This is a genomic window from Acidovorax sp. GW823-FHT05D11 (genome assembly GCF_058795695.1).
Genome location: NZ_CM179502.1, coordinates 602,560 through 619,201, shown reverse-complemented (window position 1 = coordinate 619,201; position 16,642 = coordinate 602,560). Strand labels below are relative to the sequence as shown.

General features: G+C 69.6%; 13 protein-coding genes. 7 read left to right on the top strand and 6 right to left on the bottom strand.

Translation table 11 applies throughout. The features are described from left to right. Nucleotide 1: 1 nt before the first annotated feature. The 3 genes from AC3RCE_RS02850 to AC3RCE_RS02840 all read right to left on the bottom strand — a co-directional run bounded on the left by AC3RCE_RS02850 (nucleotide 2) and on the right by AC3RCE_RS02840 (nucleotide 4,397). Nucleotides 2-1,294, bottom strand: a complete 1,293-nt coding sequence (locus AC3RCE_RS02850; protein WP_218297312.1) for an MFS transporter — start codon at nucleotides 1,292-1,294, stop codon at nucleotides 2-4. 341 nt (nucleotides 1,295-1,635) lie between these two features. Continuing rightward, nucleotides 1,636-2,400 carry a response regulator gene (locus AC3RCE_RS02845; protein ID WP_492254470.1) on the bottom strand — a complete coding sequence of 255 codons (765 nt, stop codon included), beginning with the start codon at nucleotides 2,398-2,400 and terminating at the stop codon, nucleotides 1,636-1,638. Continuing rightward, the gene (locus AC3RCE_RS02840; protein WP_492254469.1) at nucleotides 2,397-4,397 is read right to left on the bottom strand and encodes a type IV pili methyl-accepting chemotaxis transducer N-terminal domain-containing protein; all 2,001 of its coding nucleotides are present in this window, start codon (nucleotides 4,395-4,397) and stop codon (nucleotides 2,397-2,399) included. The genes AC3RCE_RS02845 and AC3RCE_RS02840 overlap by 4 nt, the downstream gene beginning before the upstream one ends. A gap of 72 nt (nucleotides 4,398-4,469) precedes the next feature. Between AC3RCE_RS02840 and AC3RCE_RS02835 the strand changes: the two genes are divergently transcribed. Further along, nucleotides 4,470-5,366, top strand: coding sequence for a ChaN family lipoprotein (locus AC3RCE_RS02835; RefSeq protein ID WP_492254468.1), 897 nt, complete (start codon nucleotides 4,470-4,472; stop codon nucleotides 5,364-5,366). An 18-nt stretch (nucleotides 5,367-5,384) separates the two neighbouring features. On the opposite strand, the gene AC3RCE_RS02830 is transcribed toward AC3RCE_RS02835, so the two are convergent. Continuing rightward, a complete protein-coding gene (locus AC3RCE_RS02830; RefSeq protein ID WP_218297314.1) occupies nucleotides 5,385-7,691 on the bottom strand; it encodes a putative bifunctional diguanylate cyclase/phosphodiesterase in 2,307 nt (768 codons plus the stop codon). Between the two features lie 53 nt (nucleotides 7,692-7,744). Between AC3RCE_RS02830 and purU the strand changes: the two genes are divergently transcribed. The 6 genes from purU to AC3RCE_RS02800 all read left to right on the top strand — a co-directional run bounded on the left by purU (nucleotide 7,745) and on the right by AC3RCE_RS02800 (nucleotide 14,293). Beyond that, nucleotides 7,745-8,596 carry a formyltetrahydrofolate deformylase gene (purU, locus tag AC3RCE_RS02825; protein WP_218297315.1) on the top strand — a complete coding sequence of 284 codons (852 nt, stop codon included), beginning with the start codon at nucleotides 7,745-7,747 and terminating at the stop codon, nucleotides 8,594-8,596. 13 nt (nucleotides 8,597-8,609) lie between these two features. Continuing rightward, a complete protein-coding gene (locus AC3RCE_RS02820) occupies nucleotides 8,610-9,515 on the top strand; it encodes a LysR substrate-binding domain-containing protein (protein WP_218297316.1) in 906 nt (301 codons plus the stop codon). A gap of 205 nt (nucleotides 9,516-9,720) precedes the next feature. Then, on the top strand, nucleotides 9,721-11,715 hold the full coding sequence (locus AC3RCE_RS02815; RefSeq protein WP_218341370.1) for a UvrD-helicase domain-containing protein: 1,995 nt from the start codon (nucleotides 9,721-9,723) through the stop codon (nucleotides 11,713-11,715). A 192-nt stretch (nucleotides 11,716-11,907) separates the two neighbouring features. Beyond that, nucleotides 11,908-13,407 carry an FAD-linked oxidase C-terminal domain-containing protein gene (locus AC3RCE_RS02810; protein WP_492254467.1) on the top strand — a complete coding sequence of 500 codons (1,500 nt, stop codon included), beginning with the start codon at nucleotides 11,908-11,910 and terminating at the stop codon, nucleotides 13,405-13,407. 94 nt (nucleotides 13,408-13,501) lie between these two features. Further along, on the top strand, nucleotides 13,502-13,744 hold the full coding sequence (locus AC3RCE_RS02805) for a hypothetical protein (RefSeq protein ID WP_492254466.1): 243 nt from the start codon (nucleotides 13,502-13,504) through the stop codon (nucleotides 13,742-13,744). A gap of 114 nt (nucleotides 13,745-13,858) precedes the next feature. After that, entirely contained in the window at nucleotides 13,859-14,293 is a 435-nt protein-coding gene (locus tag AC3RCE_RS02800) for a hypothetical protein (protein WP_492254465.1), read from the top strand. Nucleotides 14,294-14,713: 420 nt separating this feature from the next. Here the strand turns inward: AC3RCE_RS02800 and AC3RCE_RS02795 are convergent, their stop codons facing one another. Continuing rightward, nucleotides 14,714-16,015 (bottom strand): DUF445 domain-containing protein, encoded by a 1,302-nt coding sequence (locus tag AC3RCE_RS02795; RefSeq protein WP_492254464.1) that lies wholly within the window; start codon nucleotides 16,013-16,015, stop codon nucleotides 14,714-14,716. Nucleotides 16,016-16,151: 136 nt separating this feature from the next. Then, entirely contained in the window at nucleotides 16,152-16,364 is a 213-nt protein-coding gene (locus tag AC3RCE_RS02790) for a hypothetical protein (protein ID WP_492254463.1), read from the bottom strand. Between the last annotated feature and the right edge of the window lie 278 nt (nucleotides 16,365-16,642).

Below are 16,642 nucleotides of genomic sequence, written 5' to 3'. Positions count from 1 at the left end.
ATCAGCGGGCGCCAGCCGGTGCGGCGGCGTTCGGCGAGCCCATGAGACGGGTGTTGCGCACTTCGGTGAAGTACATCCAGATCAGCGAGACCCACACCACGCCGTACATCAGCATGAAAGCGCTGGAGCGGATGCCGGTGATGTCCATCAGCGCGCCGAACAGGATGGGCAGGATGAAGCCGCCCAGGCCGCCGGCCAGGCCCACGATGCCGCTGATGGCGCCGATGTTGTGGGGGTAGTCGTCGCTGATGTACTTGAAGACACTGGCCTTGCCGAAGGCCCAGGCAATGCCCAGCAGGAACATCAGGCCGGTGAACAGGTAGACGTTCAGGCCGATGTGGAAGGTCTTCGGGCCGTTGACGGTGGCGATGGTGAAGTCGGTCTGCGGGTAGCTCAGCAGGAACAGGCAGATCCAGCTCACCCACATCACCCACCAGGTCACGCTGTGGGCGCCGTACTTGTCAGACAGCATGCCGCCGATGGCGCGCAGCACGCCGCCGGGCAGCGAGAAGCAGGCGGCCAGCAACGCCGCCACGCGGATGTCCAGGCCGAACTCGCCCACGTAGTACTGCACCATCCACAGCGACAGCGCCACGTAGCCGCCGAACACGATGCTGTAGTACTGGCAGTACTTGAGTACCTTGGGGTCCTTGAGCGCCTTGAGCTGGTCGGTGAACTTGACGTTGCTTCCCACCAGGTGGGCCGGGTCGCTGTAGCTGAACAGCCAGAACAGCACCAGCGTGCCCAGCATGATGGCCGCGTACACCTGCGGCACCATGGTCCAGCCAAAGGCCACCAGCAGCACCGGGGCCACGAACTTGTTCACCGCCGCGCCCGAGTTGCCCGCGCCGTACACGCCCATGGCCGTGCCCTGGCGGTGCTTGGGGAACCAGCGCGCCACGTAGGGCGTGCCCACCGAGAACGAGCCCCCCGCCAGCCCCACGAACAGGCCGATGGTGAGGAAGTGCCAGTACTCGGTGGCGTAGCCCATCATCCAGATGGCGGGCACGGTGGTCGCCATCACGGCGGCCATCACGATGCGGCCGCCGAAGCGGTCGGTCCAGATGCCCAGCGGCACGCGCACCAGCGAGCCCGTGAGCACGGGCATGGACATGAGCAGCCCGAACTGCGTGGAGTTCAGGTTGAGCATCTTCTTGATGGGGATGCCGATGACGCCGAACATCATCCAGACCATGAAGCAGACGGTGAATGCGAAGGTGCTGACGATCAGCACCGACCAGGCCTGGCGGGTGCGCTGTGGGCTTTCGCCCGGGGGCAAGGTGGTGTGTGCCATTGCGCGGTTCCTCTTCCTTCTTCTCTTTGGGGTATGGCTGTATGGTCCGTTTTCAGGGCCGCCCTGAACATCCTTCGCAAGCACACCCGCGCCACGGCAGAAGGACTAGGCCGGAGGGCGCCGCGAGGCCCGCGCATCGTCCGAAGGAACTATGGACACCGGGGCCGCCTGGGTGCAGCAAAGTCCCCGGCGCGCGCGCACGGGCCGCCAATGCCGGGCCCACCGGGGTTGGATATCGAAAGAAAACAGGCTTTCGCGCTGGATGGACAAGCGCCAGAAGCTACCAATTCAGTAGCAAATCACCGCATGCGGCCACCGGGGATGGCGGCCGTGGGCACCCTCTACTCCGTGCGCTGGCGGTCCGAGGCGTAGACCGCCGCCTGCACGCGCGAGGTGAGGCCCAGCTTGCGCAGGATGTGCTGCACGTGGATCTTCACCGTGGTCTCGGCGATGTCCAGGGTGCGCGCGATTTCCTTGTTGCTCGCGCCGCGCGCGATCTCGCGCAGCACGTCCTCCTCGCGCGGCGAGAGCGGCGCCACACCGCCCGCGGGATCGGCCTGCAGCGGCGCGGGCGCGGACGCCAGGGCGTGGGCTGGCGGCGCCTCGGGCGCGCCTTGCGACTGGAACGCCGCCACCAGCTTGCCCATGAGCTCGGGGCTGACCACCGGCTCGCCGCGTGCCGCGCGGCGGATGGCCTGGGCGAGCAGGTCGCCGTCGATGGTCTTGAGCAGGTAGCCCTGCGCGCCATTGCGCAGCGCGGCGGCCAGGTCCTGCGAATCCTCGCTCACGGTGAGCATGAGCACGCGCGATGCGGGCGCCACTTCGCGCAGCCCCCGGATGGCGTCCACGCCCATCACGCCGGGCAGGTGGTTGTCCAGCAGGATCACCTGGGGCCGCAGCTGGGGCGCCAGGCGCAGCGCCTCGGCGGCGTCGCCCGCCTCGCCCAGCACCAGGAGGCCCGCGTCCTGCCCCAGCAGGGCGATCAGCCCCCGGCGGAACAGCGTGTGGTCGTCCACCACGAGCAGGGTCACCGGCGGCTGCACCGGGGCGTCCGGGTGCGCAGGGACAGCTGCCGGAAAAGGGGCGGTGGTGGTGGTGTTGTTCATGGTGCGTGCGCCGCCACCGGGCTGGTGGCTGCGGCAGAGGGGGTGTCCGCGCCAGGCGGCGTGCCGCGCGAGGCGCGGGCCACGGATGGCGGGGTGGCGGGCGGGTGCGCCGGCGGCGCAGGCATGGAGGCGGCGGCCGTCACCGTGGGCAGCTCGATGCACACGCGCGTGCCCTGGCCCGGCGCGGATTCGACCTGCAGGGCCGCCCCCACGCGCTGGGCCCGCTCGCGCATGATGCCCAGGCCCACGTGCAGCGAATCGGGCGGCACGCTGGCCACGTCGAAGCCCTTGCCGTTGTCCTGCACCTCGAAGCGCCAGCGCGGGTGCCGGTGCACCAGCAGTTCCACGCGCGTGGCGCCCGAATGCTTGCGCACGTTCGACAGCGCTTCCTGCACCATGTGCAGCACCTGGATCTGCAGGTCCGGCGGCAGCGGCAGCCCATGGCCCACCATGCTGAGCACGGTGGCCATGCCGGTCTGGTGCTCGAACTTGGACAGCGTGGCGCGCAGGGCGGACTCGATGTCCTCCTCGCTGGTGCGCGTGCGAAAGTGCACCAGCAGCTCGCGCACGTCGGCATAACACTCGCGCACGCCCACGTCCAGCTCGCCGATGCTGCGGTCGCGCTTGGCCTCGTCGCCGCGCGCCACCGCGTCGCGCAGCAGCTGGGTCTGGATCTTGAGGAAGGCCAGCGACTGCGCGATGGAGTCGTGCAGCTCGCGCGCCAGCAGGCTGCGCTCCTCGGCCACCGCCGCCTCGCGCTCGAGCGCCGTCGCGCGCAGGCCCTCCATGGCGCTGGCCAGGTGGCGCGTCATGGCTTCGAGCAGGTCGCGCAGCTCGTCGGTCAGCTCGACCTGGGAGCGGAAGAACAGGTCCACCTCGCCCAGCAGGCGCTGCTGCATCTGCACGGGGATGGTCACCATGGTTTCAAAGCCCGCTTCGCGGCAGTGGGGCAGCGCGACGTGGGTGGACGGCGTGATGGGAATGACCCGCGTGCGCGCCTGGGCCTGGGGCTGGCCGCACAGGCAGCTGCCCGTGTGCAGGCAGTGCTCACCGTCGGCCATGGAGCGCGGCAGGCCGTCACCGGCCAGCAGCACATAGCGTTCGTTGGCCTCGTTGGACCAGCGCACGGCCGCCGCGTCGGCCCCGGCCACGCGGCGGATCTGCTGCACGAAGCCCTGGGCCAGCAGCTCCAGGCTGCCCGCGGTGGACGCCAGCGCGCTCACCTCGTACAGCGCGGCCAGGCGCTGGTTCTTCACGGCGATGCTGACGGTCTTGTCGCGCACCTTGTGCTCCAGCTCGTCGTGCGAGGCCTGCAGCGCGTGCGCCATGAGGTTGAAGCCCGCCGAGAGCTGGCCGAACTCGTCATCGGTATCGACCGGCAGGCGCGTGCCCAGCTCGCCCTGGCGCAGCCGGGCCTGGGCCTGCTGCAGGCGCGCCACGGGGTTGATGACGAGCAGGTAGCTCACGGCCATGAAGGTCACGGCCGCCACGATGGCCAGCGCCATCATGAACAGCTGGAACAGGTGCAGCGCGGCCGTCCAGCCCGCGATCTGCAGCTCGATCGCGTCGACGAAGCCGTCCACCTGCTGCACGAACGCGTCGGCCTGCGCCAGCGTGCGCGCGCGGTCGGGTGGCTGCGTGGCCACCCAGCCGCTGCGCGCCTGCGTCCACTGCGCGCGGATCGCGTCGAAGCGCGTGCGCGTCTCGGCGCTCCAGGGCACGAACAGCGGCCGCGAAGGATCGCCCGTGCGCAGCAGCTCCAGGCTCGCATCGAAAAGACGGGCGCGCTCCTGCACCGCCTCGGGCGGTTCGGTCTGCAGCACCAGCACCATGCGCAGCATGTTCATGCGCAGCCGGCCCGCCTCATTGACGGCGGCCGCGCCGCCCTCCAGCTTCCAGGTCACCCACAGCGTGAGGCTGATGGAGGCCAGGGCCACGAGCAGAAAGCCTCCACCCATCGCCAGGAGCTTGGTGGTCAGGGTGGGCTTGGAGCGCATCGGCCCAGTGTAGGCAGGGGGTTCGCCCGAAGTCTTGACCTGCGTCAAGTCGCGGCCGCGTAGCATCGCCCCATGCACACACAGCACCCGACCACCTTTGCACCGTCTTCGGCCCCGGCCCGTGGCCGCTGGCGGGCTTGTACGCTGGCCTGGGCCGCCGCCACGGCGGCGGCGCTGAGCGCCTGCGCCAGCCCTGAATCCAGCGCCCCGGTGTCGCCCGCCGCCTGGCCCGCGCGCCTTGAGGCCCTGCTGCCCGCCGACGTGCTGCTGCTGGGCGAAAAACACGATGCCCCCGAGCACCAGCGCCTGCAGCGCGAGGCCGTGCAGTGGCTGGCGGCGCGCGGACAGCTGGCGGCCCTGGTGCTGGAGATGGCCGAGCGCGGGAACGGCACCACCGGCCTGCCCCGTGACGCCACCCCGGACCAGGTGCAGGCCGCCCTGCAATGGAAGGACGCCGCCTGGCCCTGGCAGGCCTATGGCCCCGTGGTGATGGCCGCCGTGGCCGCCGGCGTGCCGGTGCTGGGCGGCAACCTGCCGCGCGCGGATATGCGCGCGGCGATGGGCGAATCCGCGTGGGACCGGCACCTGCCCGCCGCCGCGCTGCAGCGCCAGCACGAGGCGCTGCGCGAGGGCCACTGCGGCCTGCTGCCCGAGGCGCAGATCGCCCCCATGGCCCGCATCCAGATCGCGCGCGACGCCAGCATGGCCCGCACCGCGCGGGAGGCCCTGCGGCCCGGCCAGACCGTGCTGCTGGTGGCCGGCGGCGGCCATGTGCTGCGCAGCCTGGGCGTGCCCACGCACTGGCCCTCGGATCTCAGGTCAAAGGTGGCCCTGGCGCAAGCAGGCAAAGCGCAGGAAGCTATCAAAAACGAAGCAGATGCGGTGATCGAGACCCCCGCCCCGCCGCCCCGAGACCATTGCGCGGAACTGCGCCAGCAATGGGGCCAGGGCGCGCGCACGGGCGGCTGACGGCGGCGGGGCGAGCGTTCAGCGCGGCTCGCCACGCTCCCGCAGCAGCGCGGCGAACCCGTCGGCGGGCAGCGGGCGGCTGCACAGGTAGCCCTGGTAGGCGTCGCATCCGCGCGCCTTCAGGAAGGCCAGCTGGCCCTCGTCCTCCACCCCCTCGGCCAGCACCGACAGCCCCATGCTGTGCCCCATGGCGATGATGGCCGCGCTGATGGCCATGTCGTCCGCGCTTTGGGGGATGTCGCGGATGAAGCCCTGGTCGATCTTGAGCACGTCGATGGGAAAGCGCTTGAGCTGCGCGAGCGATGAGTACCCCGTGCCGAAGTCATCCACCGCGATCCGCACGCCCACGCTGCGCAGCCGCATCAACACCTGGCGCGCCTCCTCGGTGCGCTCGGCCAGCGCGGACTCGGTGATCTCCAGCTCCAGCAATTCGCTGGGAAAGCCCGAGTCGGCCAGCGCCGCCGAGGTGCACCCCGCCAGGTCGGTCAGGTGGAACTGGCGCGGCGACACGTTGACGGCCAGCGTCAGGTCGGGCAGGCCCTCGGCGCGCCACTGCTGGCCCTGGCGGCAGACCTCGCGCAGCACCCATTCGCCCAGCGGGCCGATCACGCCCGAGGTCTCGGCCACGGGGATGAAGCGCGCGGGCGAGATCAGCCCCTCCTCGGGGTCGTTCCAGCGCACCAGCGCCTCGGCCCCCAGGATGCGCCCGCTGGCGATGTCCACCTGCGGCTGGTAGTGCATCTGCAGATGGCCCTGGGCCAGCGCCAGGCGCAGGCGCGATTCGAGCGCGAGCCGCTCGCGCGCGGCCTGGGTCATGGCTTCGTGGAAGAAGCACCACGCGCCACGGCCCCGGGCCTTGGCGCCGTACACCGCAGCGTGCGCGCCCTGCAGCAGCAGTTCGGTGGTGGCGGCGTGTTCGGGGAACATGCAGATGCCCACGCTCACGCCGGCCACCACCTCGAAGCCGTCGGGCGAGCGCCAGGGCTCGGCCACGGCGGTGATGAGGTGGCGCGCCACGGCCGCAGCGCCGTCCGCATGGCGCAGGTGGCGCGCCACCACGGCCAGCTCGTCGCCGGCCAGCCGCCCCAGCACGTCGCCGGGCCGCAGGGCCGACTGCACCTGCCGCGCGATGTGCTTGAGCACCTCGTCGCCCGTGGTGTGGCCGTAGCTGTCGTTCACGTCCTTGAAACGGTCCAGGTTGAGCAGCAGCACGGCGATGTGCTCGCCGCTGGCGCGCGCCTCCTGCACCACCTGCTCCAGCTGGTGGCCGAACCAGGCGCGGTTGGACAGCCCCGTGAGCGCGTCGTTGTGCGCCAGGAATTCCAGCTGCCGCTGGTGCGCCTTCTCCTCGGAGATGTCGGTGAACATGCACACGTAGTGCGTGACCTCGCCCGCCGGGTCGCGCACGGCCGACAGCGACATGTGCTCGGGGAAGACCTCGCCGCTCTTGCGCCGGTTCCAGATCTCGCCCTGCCAGTGGCCCGTGCGCCGCAGCGTGCTCCACAGGGCCTCGTAGAACGCCTTGTCGTGCCGGCCGGACTTGAACACGCGCGGCGTCTTGCCCAGCAGTTCCTCCTCGGTATAGCCCAGGAGCCGTGTCACGGCCGCGTTGGCGGACAGGATGCGGCTGTGCGCATCGGTGACCACCACGCCCTCGATGGTGTTGTCCACCACCGTGGCGGCCAGCCGCTGGCGGGCCTCGCTGGTCTGCAGCGCGGCGCGCGCGGCCTTGATCTCGTCCAGGTCCTGCACCACGCAGACCAGGTGGGCGGGCTCGTCGCCCGCTTCGGGTATCTGCGTCACGGTGCACAGCACCGGCACCCCGCGCGTCCCGCCGGGCCGCCGGCACTCGCGCTCGTCCACGCAGTGGTCGATCTCTCCCGCCAGCAGGCGCACCAGCTGGGCGGTTGCCCCCTCGGGGTCGGGGGACTGCATCACATCGTGGAAATTGAGGTGGCGCACCTGCGCCAGGGACACGCCCAGCAGCTCGCACAGGCGCTCATTGGCCCAGAGGAAGCGGCCGTCCGGCGCCACGCGCGCGAAACCCGCGGGCGCATGGCGCACCACCTGGGCCAGCTCCCGGGCCATGGCCCAGCGCACCTTCTCGGCGTAGCGCATGCGCCGCAGCATGCACCAGGCGAGCACGCTGGTGGCCAGCACATAGCCCCAGCCTTTCCAGGTCTGCCAGTGCGTGAGCTGGGCCGGGTCGGTCACCCAGCGGGCCAGCAGCGCGTCGCCCGCGAACACCCAGGCCACCCCGAGCACCAGGTACAGCAGCATCCCCCGCCAGGGGGCAAGACGCGGGGCATCGCCCGGATTGACCATCGATTCCCTCGTTCCTTGGGCGCCTGTAGCCATGCTGCGACAATTGGGCAGCTATGACGACCAACGCCTACATCCTTACTCTGTCCTGCCCCGACCGCCTCGGGCTGGTGCACGCAGTCTCCGGCTTCCTGCTGGAGCACGGCGGCAACATCGAAGAAGCCGCCCAGTACAACGACCACGCCACCGGCCTGTTCTTCATGCGGGTGCAGTTCGCCTGCGACCAGCATGACCACGCCACGCTCAAGACCCGCCTGGCCAGCTTCGCGGAGCCCCACACCATGCGCTGGAGCCTGCACGCCACGGCCGCCCCCATGAAGACGGTGCTCATGGTCAGCAAGGAAGGCCATTGCCTCAATGACCTGCTGTTCCGCTGGAAAAGCGGCCTGCTGCCCATCGACATCCGCGCCATTGTCAGCAACCACCGCGACTTCTACCAGCTCGCGGCCAGCTACAACGTGCCGTTCCACCACATCCCGGTGACTGCCGCCAGCAAGCCGCAGGCCGAAGCGAAACAGTTGGAGATTATCGAGGCCGAAGGGGCCGAGCTGGTGGTGCTGGCGCGCTACATGCAGGTTCTTTCTCTTGATCTGTGTCAAGCTTTGGCCGGACGGGCGATCAACATCCACCACAGCTTCCTGCCCAGCTTCAAGGGCGCCAAGCCCTATTACCAGGCGCACGACCGGGGCGTGAAGCTCATCGGCGCCACCGCGCACTACGTGACGGCCGACCTGGACGAAGGCCCGATCATCGAGCAGGACGTGGCCCGCGCCGACCACACCGACACGGTGGAAGACCTCACGGCCCGGGGCCGCGACACCGAAAGCCAGGTGCTGGCCCGTGCCGTGAAGTGGCACAGCGAGCACCGCGTGCTGCTCAACGGCCACAAGACCGTGGTTTTCCGCTAGCCCGTTCTGCCCCATGGCCACGGCAGCTCCGTCCTCCTTCCTCAGCAGCGCGGCACGGCGCATCCCGCCGATACAGTGCCTGCTGACGTTTGAAGCCCTGGCCCGCCTGCGCAGCGTGACGCAGACGGCGGACGAGCTGTGCGTGACGCCCAGCGCGGTGAGCCACCGGGTCAAGCAGCTCGAACAGATCCTGGGCGTGCGGCTGTTCGGGCGGGCCGATTTTTCGCTGACCACCGAGGGCAGCGCCTACCTGGCCCACGTGCGCGAGGGCCTGGGCGCGCTGCAGCGGTTTCCGGGGGCCGCTGCGGCGCCCGGGCGCCGGCGGCTCAAGCTGGCCGTGACGCCCACGTTCGCGCGCACCATCCTCATTCCGCGCCTGCGCCAGTTCACCGAGGCCTACCCCGAGATCGACCTGGCGCTGCAGGTGTCCATCCCGCTGCTGGACGTGGTGGCCGAGGACGCCGACCTGATGGTGCGCTTTGGCCCCGGCCACTACGCCGACGTGGAGCATGTGGAGCTGGCCCGCGACGTGGTCACGCCCCTGGCCTCGCCCGCGTTCGTGCGCGAACACGGCCCGTTCGACCGGCCGGAGGACCTGGAGGGCGTGCCCCTGCTGCGCAGCCCGCTGGAGCCCTGGCGCACCTGGTTTGCCGCCACGGGCCTGGACTGGGCCGAGCCCAGCGAGGGCTCGCAGTTCAACGACATCGGCCTGATGTGCGACGGCGCCGCCGCCGGCATGGGCGTGGCGCTGGTGCGCCTGAAGCTCGGGGCCCCGTGGCTGGAGAACGGCACGCTGGTGCGCCTGTTCGACACCGATACGACCAGCCCCCACGCACACTACCTGTGCTGGCGCACGGGCACCATGGACCGCTGGGAGTGCGCGGCGTTCGCCGAGTGGCTGCGCAAGACCATGGCCTGAGCCCTCGCCGCATTCAAGGCCATTCTGGCCTCCAGCGCTTACCTATAAAGCGCCAATAGCTATACATTTTATAGCATCCCGGATCCACCCTACCCTCCCCTGTGGCGCGCAGGGTTCCAGATTCACGCAGCCCGCCTGACGCCGTCACCCGGCACGCGCCTCTCGCCTGTCCTGTCTCTTGACCTCTCCACCATCTCACCACGCCGTGCCACAAGACGCCCACTTCAAGAAGAGATACCCCACGCTGGAGCAGAACGCGGTGCTCAACGCCACGGCGAGCGCGGTGCTGGTCAACGCGCTCGCGGGCACGGGCAAGACCACCACCCTGGCCATCAAGGCCGCCGACCTCCTGCGCACCCAGGGCGCAAGCCGCATCCTGATGCTCGCGTATTCGGAGGCCGGGCTGGCCGCCATTGCGCAGCGCCTGGAAAAGCTCGTTCCGGCCATTCCGCGCCAGGTGCAGATCATGACCGTGGAGCAGCTGTGCGCCACCGTGCTCAAGGAACAGGGCGACGAGCTGGTGCGTGTCACCGAGCCCCTGCAAAAGAACCTGCTGGTCCGCCAGGCCCACACCGCGCTGCTCCAGGACCCGGCGCTGGACAGGGCGCCCGAGGCCGGCGACTTCCTGTCGCGTGAACTGGACGTGCAGGCCTTCGCCGACTTCGAGGCCCGGGCCAAGCAGCAACTGCTGCTGCGCGACATGGACCGCTCGGACCTCGGCGCCCTGCCCTACTGCCGCGAGCACCAGCTCGACTACGGGCTCTACCAGCTGCTGGTGAAGTACGAACGCCTGCGCCGGGGGCTGAACCACGAGCCGCATTTCTACGCACCGGGCGACTGCACGTATGAAGTGGCCACGCAGCTCGGGGAGCTGGATTTCGGCGATGCCTTCGCGCCGCTGCAGGGGCGCTTCGATGCGGTGCTGTTCGATGAGCTGCAGGACCTGGACGAAGCCGCCATGCTGGTGCTGCGGCATCTGGTGCAGGGCGGCAACGGTCTGTTCGTCGGCGCGGGAGACTTCAACCAGCACATCCTGCCCGGCGCGTTCTCCGTCTTCGGCGACAGCCTGGCCCGCATCCGGCAGGAGCTGCCCGCGGACACCCAGGTGGTCGCCCTCAACACCACCTACCGCTTCGGCAACGCCATCTGCCAGGGGCTGAACCCCCTGTTCGGCGTGGAATTTGCCGCGCACTACCCCACCAAGCCCTCCGCGTTCGAGCGGCGCAGCTACACCGACGACGAGGATTGCGCCCGGCAACTGCTGGCGATCCACGACGCCGTGCTGCACCAGCAGCCCCCCGCGCCCGGCGGCACCACGCCCCCTCCTTGCCTGAACGTGGTGCTGCGGTCGCCGGAAGACTCCATCCTGCTGGAATGGATGTTCGCCCACGAAGGCGTGCACTACGCCTGCTTGGGGCTGAAGCGCTTCTACCAGCGCCGCGAGATCGCCCTGGTGCTGGCCATCATGGGGGCCATGCAGGGCTGCGGCACCGGCGTGCGGCTCACGCAGGGCATTCTGAGCAGCGCCATGGAAGGCCTGCTGCGCTACGTACGGCGCGGCAGCCAGCCGGACCAGGACGTGCTGGCCAACGGCGCGTTCGACATGCAGGCGCTGGTGGAGGACTCCCCCGTCGAAATGGACACCCGCGCCGTGGCGGCGGAACTCATCGGCAGGCAGGACCTGGTGCGCCGGTTTCTGGTGCGCGCCAGCTTCAACCCCCAGGCCCCGGTGGCGTCCCCCGTGTGCGAACAATTGCTGGCCTTGCCCCCCGAGGCCTGCGCCGACGCGGGGCAGCTGTGCGCGCACCCGCTGGTGCACCGCTTCTTCGCGCAGGCGCCCATCAGCCCGCAGGAGCTGCGCTACTGCAGAGACAGCCTGGCGGCGCTGGCCCGCATCTGCGCCGGCTTGTCCGTGGACGAATTCCTGGGCCGGCTCACGCTCATGGTGCAGGCCAGCATCCACCAGCACACCCAGCAGGAAGCCTCCAGCCTGCAGCTGCTGACGGTGGAGCGCTGCAAGGGGCATGAATACGACCATGTGGCCGTGCCCCTGGTGGAGCGCGGGCGCTTTCCGCGCAGTGCCGCCCGGCAGGAGGCCTATCGCGAACGCAACATGCTGTATGTCGCCATGACGCGCGCCAGCAAACGCCTGTGGCTTCTGGAAGGCAGCCAACGCCCGGTGAGCCCCGGGCCAGTGTGAGGAGGATGAGGGTGAGGAGGGGGGCTGCGGGCCGCCCACCGGCCCAATTCAAGACAAAGGAGCCTCCAGCGCTTTGCCCACATGCGCCAGCCGCTCATTGATTGATAGCAAACGGCCACACCCAGGCCATTTCACAGACCGCTGCAAGAAAACTCACGCTCCCGCGCGCGGGCTTCCTCTACAGTGGCGGCCATGAACACTGCCGCCGAACCCACCACAGCCCTGTCCGAACGCGCCGCACGCCAGGCCGAGGTTGTCCAGGCCCTGAGCCGCGTGGTGCCCGCGCACGCGCTGCTGTGGCACGCCGAAGACACCACCCCCTACGAATGCGACGGCCTCACCGCCTACCGCCAGCGCCCGCTGGTGGTGTGCCTGCCCGAAACATACGAGCAGGTGCAGGCCGTGCTCAAGGCCTGCCACCACCTGCAGGTGCCCGTGGTGGCGCGCGGCGCGGGCACGGGCCTGTCGGGCGGCGCCATGCCGCATGCCCTGGGCGTCACGCTCTCGCTCGCCAAGTTCAACCGCATCCTCGACCTCGACCCGGTGAGCCGCACGGCCGTGGTGCAGTGCGGCGTGCGCAACCTGGCCATCAGCGAGGCCGCCGCGCCCTACGGCCTGTACTACGCGCCCGACCCCAGCAGCCAGATCGCCTGCACCATCGGCGGCAACGTGGCAGAGAACTCGGGCGGCGTGCACTGCCTGAAATACGGCCTCACGGTGCACAACGTGCTCAAGGTGAAGGGCTTCACGGTGGAAGGCGAGCCGGTGGAGTTCGGCAGCGATGCGCTGGACACCCCTGGCTACGACCTGCTGGCCGCCGTGATCGGCAGCGAAGGCATGCTCGCGGTGATCACCGAGGTGACGGTGCGCATCATCCCCAAGCCCATGCTGGCGCGCTGCATCATGGCCAGCTTCGACGACGTGCGCAAAGCGGGCGACGCGGTGGCGGCCGTGATCGCCGCCGGCATCATCCCCGCCGGCCTGGAGATGATGGACAAGCCCATGACCGCCGCCGTGGAAGATTTTGTGCACGCAGGCTACGACCTCGCGGCCGAAGCCATCCTGCTGTGCGAAAGCGACGGCACGCCGGAAGAGGTGGAAGAAGAAATCGGCCGCATGAGCGACGTGCTGCGCGCGACGGGTGCCACCGCCATCTCGGTCAGCCAGGACGAGGCCGAACGCCTGCGCTTCTGGAGCGGCCGCAAGAACGCCTTCCCCGCCAGCGGCCGCATCAGCCCCGACTACATGTGCATGGACTCGACCATCCCGCGCAAGCGCCTGGCGGACATCCTGCTCGCCATCCAGGAGATGGAAAAGAAATACCAGCTGCGCTGCGCCAACGTGTTCCACGCGGGCGACGGCAACCTGCACCCGCTGATCCTGTTCGATGCGAACGATGCCGACCAGCTGCACCGCTGCGAACTGTTTGGCGCGGACATCCTGGAGACCAGCGTGGCCATGGGCGGCACGGTGACGGGCGAGCATGGCGTGGGCGTGGAGAAGCTCAACAGCATGTGCGTGCAGTTCACGGCCGAGGAGAACGCGCAGATGTTCGGGCTCAAGCACGCGTTTGACCCGGCGGGGCTGTTGAATCCGGGGAAAGTGATTCCCACGCTGAACCGGTGTGCGGAGTACGGGAAGATGCTGGTGCGCGGGGGGGCGATCAAGCATCCGGATTTGCCGAGGTTTTGAGGACAGCGGCCCCACCTGCCCTGTTTGTTGACTAAGTCGAAGTTAGCATTCCGGTCAGTAAGATCGCTTGAATCGCTTTCAGACCAGGAAAATCTTGAGCTTTGACACACTGTTGCTTATCTGCTTTGCCCTCGCGTTGGTTCAGTGGATCGTCATCGTCGTAAAAACGAAGAAGCATCGCAAGTTTCTTGATCAATTCAAGGCAAGCTCACACGCTTATGCGATGGCGCAACTAGCGCAGACCCATCCGCAGGACGCATTTTTGATCCGCGCGTGCTATGCGCTTTTTGGTGTTGAAGTAGCTGTGGCAACGCTCTTGAAGACGTTGTTTTATTAAGCCCCCAAAGGCGTTGAAGTTCGTTTCTGACTGAACACGAACGGTCGGTACGGAGCGATAGCAGCCGGCGAACCGCCGACAATCCGAACACCTATCCTCTGCCATTTTGACCAGATGCTCAGCGACTCCCCCTCCACCCTCCTCCAGTCCGGCAACGCCCTCGTCGCCCAGGCGCAAGCCGTAGCCACGCAAGACTTCGCCGCAGCGCGGGCGCTGTGGCGGCAGGCGGGAGTGTTGTTTCAACGGGCGCATGACGCCGACCCCACTCAACATGCTGCTGCGTTTCGCCTGGGGCAGGCGTGGGTCGCAGAGGCCCATGCGCTGCAGAAAGAAGAATCAGAAGACGCGGCCGCGATGTGGCGCCAGGCGGCGCTGCAGTGCGAGGTGGCCTTTGCGCTCGACCCGCACCATGCAGTGACGGCCATGCACATCGCCAGTTGCTACGCCTGGGCGCAGGACGCCGAGGCCAAACAGGCGTGGGCGCAGATTGCGCAGCATCTGCAGGAAGAACACGCGGCCAACATGGTGGCGGATCAGGCAGCACGCTAGCTGACGCAGCCCAGCCGCGGCCGAGCAACGCGATGGCCCGTGTGGCTGCTCGGCTCCCACCCCCTGCTGGCTGCGCCTGCGGCGGGGCGGTTGCGGGGTGGCATGCGCGTCGGAGCGCGCATGCCTCGTGAACTGACTCGCCGTGGTTGTCCGAGCGGCGCGCCGCAGGCGCAAAGCGAGTTCCACGGCGCACCCCGCAACCGCCCCGACGCAGGTTGCCCCTTCGCATCGCGAAGGGGTCGCAGACTGGGGGTCGCCTTTTCTTTGGTGACTTTCTTTTGGCGAAGCAAAAGAAAGTTACTCGCACGCCGGGCGACTCCCGGCCTCCGCCCCCAACACCAGCAAGCTTGCCAACCAGTACGCCCCGGCTTCGACAAGCTCAGCCCGAACGGATGGAGTGGCGCCCTGGCTTCGGCAGGCTCAGCCACCCGCCACCGCCCGCCAAATCTCCCCCGCGTGCGACACCGCAAACAGCACCAGCCCGATCAACCCGCCCACCACCGTCCCGTTGATCCGGATGTACTGCAGGTCCTTGCCGATGTTCAGCTCGATCAGCCGCGTCATCTCTTCGGTGTCCCAGCGCCGCACCGTGTCCTCGATGTGCTGCGCCACGAACTGCGACACCTCCGGCGCCAGGCCCCGCACCCACCGCTCCAGCCGGTCATTGAGCGACTGCCGCAGCGCCGCATCCCCCGCCAGCGACTGGCCCAGCCACTGCCCCAGGTTGCGCACCTGCCGCGCCAGCACCGAATCCGCGTCGGACAGATCGCGCTGCAGCGCCCCGCGCAGGTCCTGCCACAGCGCCTGCACATAGCCACCCACCGTGGCATCGGTCTGCAGCCAGGCGCGGATCTCTTCGCCCTTGCGCGCCCAGTCGGGGTCGCCGCGCAGGCGCCCGATGAAGCGCTGCACCGCCGCGTCGAACTGCGCGCGCAAGGCGTGCTGCGGGTTGGCGGCCACATCGGCCATCACGCTCTCCAGCGCGCGCGCCAGCAGGGCCGAGCCCTTGTCGCCCAGCCAGTCGCTGGGCAATAGCCTCTCGGTGCGCGGGTGGTCCTTCTTGAGCCAGGCCACGATGGTCTGCGCCACCCAGGCACGGGTCTGCTCGTTCTGCAGCAGCTCGATGAGCTTGCCCAGCACGTCGTCCAGCAGCGCCTGGTGGCGGCCGTTGTGCGTGAGGGTGTCGAGCACCGCCGCCAGGGCCCGCGACATGTCCACCTGCCCGATCAATGCGCGCGCCGCCTTCTGGATGAAGCGCTCCACCTGCGCGTCCTGCACCGTCTCGAGCGCGGCCGACGCCAGGCGGGTGGCCTGGTGGCCCAGGAGCGCGGCGTTGCCGGGTGCCGTGAGCCACTGCGCCAGCCGCTCGGCGGGGTCGTGCCGGCGGATCAGCGCCACCAGCGAGGGCACGTCCAGGAACTTGTCGCGCACGAAGACCGCCAGGTTGCGGCCGATGCGCGCCTGGTTGCGCGCGATGACCGCCGTGTGCGGGATCGGCAGGCCCAGCGGGCGGCGAAACAGCGCCACCACCGCGAACCAGTCGGCCAGCGCGCCCACCATCGCGGCCTCGGCCACGGCCTTCAGGCAGTTCAGCCACAGGCCCCGCTCCACCACGCTGGTGGCCACGAACACGGCCGACACCAGCACCAGCAGCCCGAGGGCGTGGCGCCTCGCACGTTGCAGGGCAAGGGCTTGTGGCAGCGGTTCGGATTCCGGGGTCATGGCATCGGACATGCAGCATGCGGGCGGGCGGGGCGGCCGGCCGGCGGGGGATTCAAGATGCATTCACCCTACCATGCCCGGCCCCGGCGCATGCCCCGTCTCCACTCGCGCCCCGGCCGTCCAGGCGCACCCACTGTCATTCGCGGGGCGCGGGCTCCCTGGCCAGCATGCCGCGCGCGGCGCGCTCCTCCTCCCGCAGCTCCCGCAACCGCCGCACGTTCGCCAGGATCATCTGCCGCTGGGCGGGCGTCAGGATGAGTCGCTGGCGTTCACGGTCGTCCACGGGCGGGGCGGGCACCACTGCCACCGCCGCCACCGGCCGGGCGCCGTCCTGCGAACAGCCCCCCACGGGGTGGTCCCGCCCTGCGCAGGGCGGCAGCGATCCTTCGCGGGGGTGGCGGGGGCCGCTGCTGCACACGTCCCGGCCCCCTGTCAGTGCGGCAGCCCGCGCACCGTGGGCGTCACCGCCGCGCAAGTACATGGGTGACTGTGGCGCAATGCAGAACCCCGCACAATGGGCCGGCGGCCGGGCCACCCGCGCGGCCGCCGCCCGCCCGGCAGGGCTGCCGCGCGCATGCAGGCACCGGGAAACCAGCCCACCCGCTCCCGCCGGGCTTCCCAGGTTTC